6 protein-coding genes and 3 pseudogenes are annotated in these 6,678 nt (G+C 65.2%); 6 read left to right on the top strand and 3 right to left on the bottom strand.

Features of this window, described 5'->3' with window-relative positions; translation table 11 throughout:
• From ACFPN9_RS26035 to ACFPN9_RS26055, 5 genes and pseudogenes are all read left to right on the top strand, one after another.
• On the top strand, window positions 1-607 hold a 607-nt coding region (locus ACFPN9_RS26035; protein WP_377817884.1), incomplete at its 5' end, for a divalent metal cation transporter.
• A gap of 362 nt (window positions 608-969) precedes the next feature.
• A pseudogene (locus ACFPN9_RS26040) lies at window positions 970-1,614 on the top strand (transposase family protein); the annotation flags it as partial.
• Between the two features lie 933 nt (window positions 1,615-2,547).
• Window positions 2,548-3,072 carry a hypothetical protein gene (locus ACFPN9_RS26045; RefSeq protein WP_156450912.1) on the top strand — a complete coding sequence of 175 codons (525 nt, stop codon included), beginning with the start codon at window positions 2,548-2,550 and terminating at the stop codon, window positions 3,070-3,072.
• 195 nt (window positions 3,073-3,267) lie between these two features.
• The gene (locus ACFPN9_RS26050; protein WP_377817885.1) at window positions 3,268-3,393 is read left to right on the top strand and encodes a hypothetical protein; all 126 of its coding nucleotides are present in this window, start codon (window positions 3,268-3,270) and stop codon (window positions 3,391-3,393) included.
• Window positions 3,394-3,916: 523 nt separating this feature from the next.
• A pseudogene (locus tag ACFPN9_RS26055) lies at window positions 3,917-4,057 on the top strand (transposase); the annotation flags it as partial.
• Window positions 4,058-4,081: 24 nt separating this feature from the next.
• On the opposite strand, the gene tnpC reads toward ACFPN9_RS26055, so the two are convergent.
• Genes tnpC through tnpA form a run of 3 tightly spaced genes read right to left on the bottom strand, consistent with a single transcriptional unit; the run spans window position 4,082 to window position 6,519 of the window.
• Window positions 4,082-5,734 (bottom strand): IS66 family transposase, encoded by a 1,653-nt coding sequence (gene tnpC / locus ACFPN9_RS26060; RefSeq protein ID WP_082732943.1) that lies wholly within the window; start codon window positions 5,732-5,734, stop codon window positions 4,082-4,084.
• Between the two features lie 45 nt (window positions 5,735-5,779).
• The gene (tnpB, locus tag ACFPN9_RS26065) at window positions 5,780-6,127 is read right to left on the bottom strand and encodes an IS66 family insertion sequence element accessory protein TnpB (protein ID WP_066719869.1); all 348 of its coding nucleotides are present in this window, start codon (window positions 6,125-6,127) and stop codon (window positions 5,780-5,782) included.
• Window positions 6,124-6,519 carry an IS66-like element accessory protein TnpA gene (gene tnpA, locus ACFPN9_RS26070; protein WP_054209694.1) on the bottom strand — a complete coding sequence of 132 codons (396 nt, stop codon included), beginning with the start codon at window positions 6,517-6,519 and terminating at the stop codon, window positions 6,124-6,126. The genes tnpB and tnpA overlap by 4 nt, the downstream gene beginning before the upstream one ends.
• Window positions 6,520-6,579: 60 nt before the next feature.
• Here tnpA and ACFPN9_RS30340 point away from each other — a divergent pair.
• A pseudogene (locus ACFPN9_RS30340) lies at window positions 6,580-6,678 on the top strand (AAA family ATPase); the annotation flags it as partial.

Genomic DNA, 6,678 nt, shown 5'->3' on the forward strand with positions numbered 1-6,678 from the left:
CCCGAAAGGGGTCAGCCTATCCAATGGCCGACTTTTACGCCGCCCGCGCCGGCACAAACGCAGGCGCTCCACTGGATGGTTTTCTCACCGCCGTGCACAGATCATCATCACCACAGCCGCTACGCTGAACGCGAACGGCATCACCGGTATTGAATCGTCGAGCCAGGCGGCCGAGGCGCTCCGCCCTGTTGCAGGTCGCCTCGCCTTCGCGGTCTTCGCCCTCGGGGTGATCGGCACGGGGCTTCTCGCGGTCCCGGTACTCGCGGGATCCGCGGCCTATGCCCTTGGCGAAGCCAGAAAGTGGCCGGTGGGCCTCGGCCGTCGACCCGTGGAGGCCAAAGCCTTCTACGCCACGATCGCGCTCGCGATTATCCTCGGGGCGGGCCTCAACTTCTCTTCCATCAATCCCATCAAGGCTCTTTATTGGAGCGCTGTGATCAACGGGATCGTCGCGGTCCCCGTGATGGCCGTCATGATGCTGATGACGGCGAGAGCGAAGATCATGGGCGAGGTCGTCGTTTCAGGAGCCCTGCGCCTCATCGGCTGGGCCGCAACCCTCGCCATGGCAGCGGCGGCCGCCGCGATGCTCTTCACGGCCCTGCGATAGGAGGAGGCCGTCCGGGAGCTCGGTCCAGGCAAGCCGTGGGGTCAGGATACCGGCCGACCGCTGGATGGAAGCGCGAGCGAACCCCGAAAAGCCAACCGGACGGTGAGCTTGCGTCGGCTCAAGGGAGGTCGTTGATGTTAAATCCCGTGTCCCAAAGCCCGACTACATCTCTCATTGGCTTCGTCAGGTGGACGTGCCGATCCACCCGGGGCGACCCACTCGATCGGGATGTAGTGAGGATCGGGATCGTTGTCAAATCGCATTGAAGCGCAGCCCCCTTATCGCGTTGAAGGCTGGGTCTGACTCAAATCTGCTGCAGGTCGGGGCTGTTTTGATGCTGGTTTCCAGAAGGAATCAGCGCGATGAAGCAGCGATTTCGGCCAGCCAGCCTGGTTCCCGCAGGTTTGATGGTCGACGGGATCACGATCGAAGGCGATCGCGTTGTTGTCCGAACCCGGTCCGCCGTCAGCGCCTGTCCGTGTCCTGACTGCGGGGCGTTCTCGCAACGGATCCAAAGCCGGTATTTCCGGCGTGCAAAGGATCTGCCGCTCAGCGGCCGACGCGTCGAGCTCCAGGTCCTCGTTCGGCGATTTCGCTGCGATGCCGTCCTGTGCGGCCGCCAGATCTTCGCGGAGCGCTTTGGTGACCGCGTCCTCGCGCCGCGAGCGCGTCGGACCGATCGTCTCGATCATATCGTCCAGCATCTCGGCCTCGCCTTGGGTGGCAGGCCCGGAGCAAGTTTTGCCGCCAGGATGATGCTGCCGGTCAGCAACGACACGTTGCTGCGCGTGGTCCGGCAGCGTGCCAGGGTGCCGAGCGAGCCGCTGCGCGTGATCGGCATCGATGACTTCGCCTGGCGGCGCAATCACCGCTACGGCACGATCGTCTGCGACTTGGAAAGGCGTCGGCCGGTCGCGCTTCTTTGCGACCGGGAGCCAGCAACATCGGAAGCTTGGCTCCGCCATCAGCGGCTGTGGGCCAAGAGCAGCATCCAGGAGATCGACCGCTGCACTCCAGGCCGCCCCAGCTGCCTTTCGCCTCAGGCTGGTGCTGGCAAATTCTTGCCCTTCGTCCGTCTGTTGACGCGATCCGAAATGGAGAAAGAGGGTGTCAACATCCCAAACCTCGAAGGGGACCAGCAGGGGTACGATCGTTGTCACGCCGTCCCTGAAGGCCGGTCCAAGGAGCGCCGGAATCCTCGCCAAGTGCTGCGACAGTTCTGGACTGCGAAGGGCCACATCAAAAGCCCAGCACTGTGCGAAAAAGATTCTTCCAGTATTTACCCAAGCGTCCGCTCTTTCTTCGAGCGGCTTTCCCTTAAGCCAGTCACGCACCGTGTCGGCGGCTGCGCGCCGACCTTCGTCGCTTGTCCGCTGAAGGACCGACCTCAATTCAGGTGGCGACAATCCGGTTGCTTGGGTGCCGGACAGCCGGTCGAGAGCTCGCCAGGTGAGCCTCCCGACGAGGTGCGCGACCCCCTTATTCGACAGCCGATTGCGCTTCGATTCACGAACCATGATCGGCTCGAGGCGCCCATAGAGCTCAGACGTCAGTCCCCGGCCGTATTGCGCGTGCAGGTCGAGCAGGCACAGCGCCGCATCACTCTCGCTCTCGGTGATCGGACCCAGCACCAGGTGCTCGGTTGCCCGCGGCATCAGCACCGCCGCGATGTGAGCCCATTCCGCCAATCGTGCGGCAACATCTGGCCGCCCGCGGTCCGTGACCTCGCAGATCGCGGTCTCGATCCTCTCTGCCTGTTGCGCGCTAGCGTTGAGCTGCTCCGGGGCGCGTCGAGCCTTGTCCAGCAGCGCCAAGCCGACAAAGGTAAGCTCGCCCGCAGCGCTGTTGTAGGCTCGCTGCATGAGCCTTTCGCCCTGATTCGCGCCGAAGTGATTTTCGGGAGGCTGGGCGGTCGATAGGAACGCTCGCGAAGCCAGATGATGCCAGACCTCGATGATGGCGTCCTGCTGGGCCGAGAGGAAAGGCAGGACAGCCTCGTCTCGACCGACGACACATTTCTCCAGCCACCGCACCGCGGACGAGATCGTCGTCTCGAGCGCCTCACCGTCAAGTCTGCCGATCGCGTCCAAGACTCGCTGCTTCTGCTCGACCGGAGCCCTCTCAATCCAATCGGCCTCCGCCAAACGCCAAAGAAGCTGTCGCCAAAGGTCGCCATGCGCCGCGAACGCATCGGGCGCGGCGAGGAGAGCTTCCAGTGTGCGCTCGGGTTCCCTGCGCACGAATGCGGCAGCGTGGTCGCTCCCCCCAAAGTCGCGCTCGTCCCCCGCGGTCTCGAGCGCCACGACCAGATCGACACTCTCGCAGTTCGCGAACTTGGAGGCGTCACCCTCTGGCACGGACCTGACATGCACGCCACCTGCCAGCAGATCGTCGACCGTCAGCTCGGTCTTGTCGTGTCCCGCCCCCTTCGTCATCTCGCCGACAAACTCAGTCGATTCGGGTAAGAGCGGCCCGCCCTCTCGTGCGAGAACGGAGAGAAACCTTTGCGCACGGGCGCGCTGCCACTGGCGCCTCTGGTCTGCGGTGCCCTGTGTCCACGACTCGAGCGGAGGGCCGCGCCGCAGACGCGCTTCCAGCTGCGTTCGATCAGCCTCCCGCAGGCTCTGCCATCGCGCCACGATCACTAGGGTTGTCTCCGCGTGTCCACTCCAGAGCTCGTCATCCGACAGCAGCGTGAGCGTTCGGCCGACGTCTTCCGCCGCGAACACCTCGGCGCAACGCAGAGCATGGAGGAACAGGCGCTGGTAAAGCGCCTGTTCGCGTAGTCGCCACCCTTCGGCAAACTGCCGCGCCGAAGAGGGATCGACCCTGGCGAGCCTGTCCCAGGCGCCCGAGATCACGCGAATGAGCGCGCGGTGATCGGACTGGTATCGATCGGGGTCGGATGGCTGGTCCTCGGCGCCCGTCGCGTCATCCGTCCAGTGAGGCTCCATCGCGACCCGGTTGGTGAAGCGTTGCAGAAGATCGTGCCCCTCCTCCAGCCACCCCATCTGAGCCGCGAGGCGGTAAACCCTATCGAGCTCAGCTTCGAGAGCCCGCAGCAGGAGCGCGAGCCAACGCGCGTTGTTTGGGAGCGCGGCGCAGACCTCCCCAGGACCAGGATGTCCGCCCCAGTGCAATGATCTAAAGGTGAGCGCCGCAGGGTCGAAGGAGATGGAGGTGGTTTCCTCCGCTTCTTCCGGCGGCCATCGCCACGGGCGCTCGATCCTCAGAGCCCGTCCCGAAAGGGTTGAGCGACTGGGGCACTCGTGATTCCAAGGGGTTGTTCAGGCCATCTTGGAGCGAGCGATGTGGACCCCAGCCACTCGCCGGCAGCATAGTCGCGCGGGACTTCGATATGAAACGGATTTGACGGATGCGGAGTGGCGGCTGATTGCGCCGTTGCTACCGGCGCCGAAGCGGACGGGCCGGCCGCTCTCCTGGCCGCTGGCGCGATGATGGGGCGCGTGAAGGTCAGGCGGCCTTCTGATCTGCGGGCTTTTCGGCTGCGCGCAGGAGCCGCCACTGCCACGGCAGCAGCTCGTGGAGACGCGAGACGGGCAGATCGGCGATCCGGGCCAGGACGTCGGCGAGCCAGGCTTTTGGATCGACATCGTTGAGGCGAGCCGTGGCGATGAGGGTGAGGATGACGGCGGCGCGGTCGGCGCCGCGCTGGCTGCCGGCGAAGGTCCAGTTGCGCCGCCCCAGAGCGATGCCCCGTAGCGCTCTTTCGGCCGCGTTGTTGCTGAGGCAGATCCTGCCGTCGTCGAGGAAGCGGGCGAAGTCGGCCCAGCGCCTGAGCATGTAGTTGATCGGCTTCAGGACCTCGGCGGAGCGCGAGAGGGTTTCGCGCTCGCGCAGCAACCAGTCATGCATGTCCTCGAGAAGCGGCCTGCTCTTCTCCTGCCGCACTGCCCGCCGCTCCTCGGCACTGCGCCCGTTGATCGCGCGCTCGATCTCGAACAGCGCGTCGAGGCGTTTCACCGCCGCCAGGGCAACCGGGGAGACTGGCTTTCCCCTCACGCCGTCGCGGGCCTTCTTCGCGATGTCGGCCAGCTCGAAGAAGCCGCGCCGGGCATGGGCGAAGCAAAAGGCCGGCGTGATCGGCTGTTCCTTCCGCTGCGGGTCGAACAGCGGCTCGAAGCCATTGTAACAGTCGCACTGAAGGATGCCGGCGAACCCGGCCAGATGCTTTTGAGGGTGCTCGCCGCGTCGGTCGCCCGAGGCGTAATAGACCACCGCCGGCGGCGCAGGTCCGGCGAAGGGGCCATCATCGCGAACATACGTCCAGATCCGCCCGGTCGCGCATTTGCCCTTCGCCAGGATCGGGACCGTCGTGTCGTCGCCATGCAGGCGCTCGGCCGCCAGCACATGGGCCTCGATCAGATCGAAGACTGGCCTCAGGGCGAAGCTGCCGTGGCCGACCTGGTCGGCCAGCGTCGATAGCGGCAGATCGATCCCCTCGGCCTTGAAGCGCGCGCTCTGACGGTTGAGCGGAGCGTGCATGCCGAACTTGTCGAAGAGGATCGTCGCCAGCAATTGCGGGCCGATGAAGCCGCGCGGTGTCGCATGGAACGGCGCCGGTGGCTGGCTGACCTTCCCGCAATCCCGGCAGCTGAACTTCTCGCGCACCGTTTCGATCAGTTTGAAGCGGCGCGGGATTTCCTCCAGCGTCTGCGTCACGTCCTCGCCCAGCTTCGACAGCCGCGATCCCCCGCAGCACGCGCAGGCAGAGGGTGGATCGATGATGATCCGCTCGCGCTCGATGTCCTCCGGCCAGGGCTTGCGCACCGGCCGCTTGCGCGTGAAGGCGCGCACCGTCCCGCTCTTCGTCGCCGCGGCGGCGGCGGCAAGCTCGTCCTCGCTCGCCGCGGTCACGAGTTCGTCGAGCTGAAGTTCCATCTGCTCGATCAGCCGCGCCGTGCGTTCGGAACGCTGGCCGTATTTCTCGCGCTTCAGCTTCTCGATCATCAGCTGCAGATGCGCGATCAACGCCTCGGTGTCCGAGAGTTTTGCCTGCGCGCTGGCGGCCACGGCTTCGGCCTGCAACCGCGCCTCGCGTTCGGACCGTAGCGCCGCAAGGGCACTCGCGAGATCGCAAGGAAGATCGTCCGGCTTCATCATCACGAAGCCAGTGAATCAGATTTTTCCTGCGATTTCAAAAGCTAAATGCTAGCCGACCCGCATCGGACGCCAGGTTTCCCGGGGTGCGCGCCAGTCGATTCCCGACAAAAGATAGCCAAGCTGCGCCGTCGAGATCGTCACTGCCCCATCCGCCGGGCTCGGCCACAAAAACCGCCCCCGCTCCAGCCGTTTTGTGAACAGGCAGGCCCCTTGGCCGTCATGCCAGATCACCTTCAAAAGATCGCCGCGGCGCCCTCGGAAACAGAACAGATGCCCGCTCAGCGGATCACGGCGAAGCACTTCCTGAACCTGCAGCGACAGGCCCGGAAAGCCCCGGCGCATGTCGGTGTAGCCCGTCGCCAGCCAGACCCGCACCCCAGGCGGAACCGGGATCATCGTAGCGTCTCCAGGCCGCGGACAATCCGAAGCAGCGCATCGACATCAACGCGTCCGTCGACGACGATACGCCGCCCGTTCGACGTCACGATCTCGATCCGGCTGCCATCCACCGGCGGCGGGCTCGTCGTCGCCGTCACCTCCGGCACGATCACAGCCGGAATGAAGCCAGCGCTCGAAGCGGGACCAAGCCGCCCGGCACGTGCGGCATCGCGCCAATCGTTCAACTGAGAGCGCGTGATCGCGTACTTGCGCGCCGTTGCCGAGCCCAGTCGCCGACCCGAATAGCTCTCCTCAACGATCCGCAGCTTCGCTTCATCGCTAAAGCGCCGCCGACCGCCCCGTTCAACGATCTCAAGCCGACTGATCGGCGTGCCTGTATAGACGTCCATACAGACACATTCTCACCCCCAAGCATCAATCCTCAAGACGGCCGCCCTCGTAGGGGTACGCCGGAGAAGCTCGACGACGCACAGCGACGCGACCTCCTCGAACTCACCGAGGATCGCTACGAGCGTCGTGCCACCATCATCACCAGCCAAATCCCCGTG

The sequence above is a fragment of the Allobosea massiliensis genome (assembly GCF_042655245.1).
Taxonomy (GTDB): Bacteria; Pseudomonadota; Alphaproteobacteria; order Rhizobiales; family Beijerinckiaceae; genus Allobosea; species Allobosea massiliensis.

What these genes read in the sequence shown, in the direction of transcription:
- ACFPN9_RS26045 (WP_156450912.1), top strand. Translation starts at nt 2,548, where the DNA reads ATGCCAGACCTCGATGATGGCGTCCTGCTGGGCCGAGAGGAAAGGCAG.
- tnpB (WP_066719869.1), bottom strand. Translation starts at nt 6,127, where the DNA reads ATGATCCCGGTTCCGCCTGGGGTGCGGGTCTGGCTGGCGACGGGCTAC.
- tnpA (WP_054209694.1), bottom strand. Translation starts at nt 6,519, where the DNA reads ATGGACGTCTATACAGGCACGCCGATCAGTCGGCTTGAGATCGTTGAA.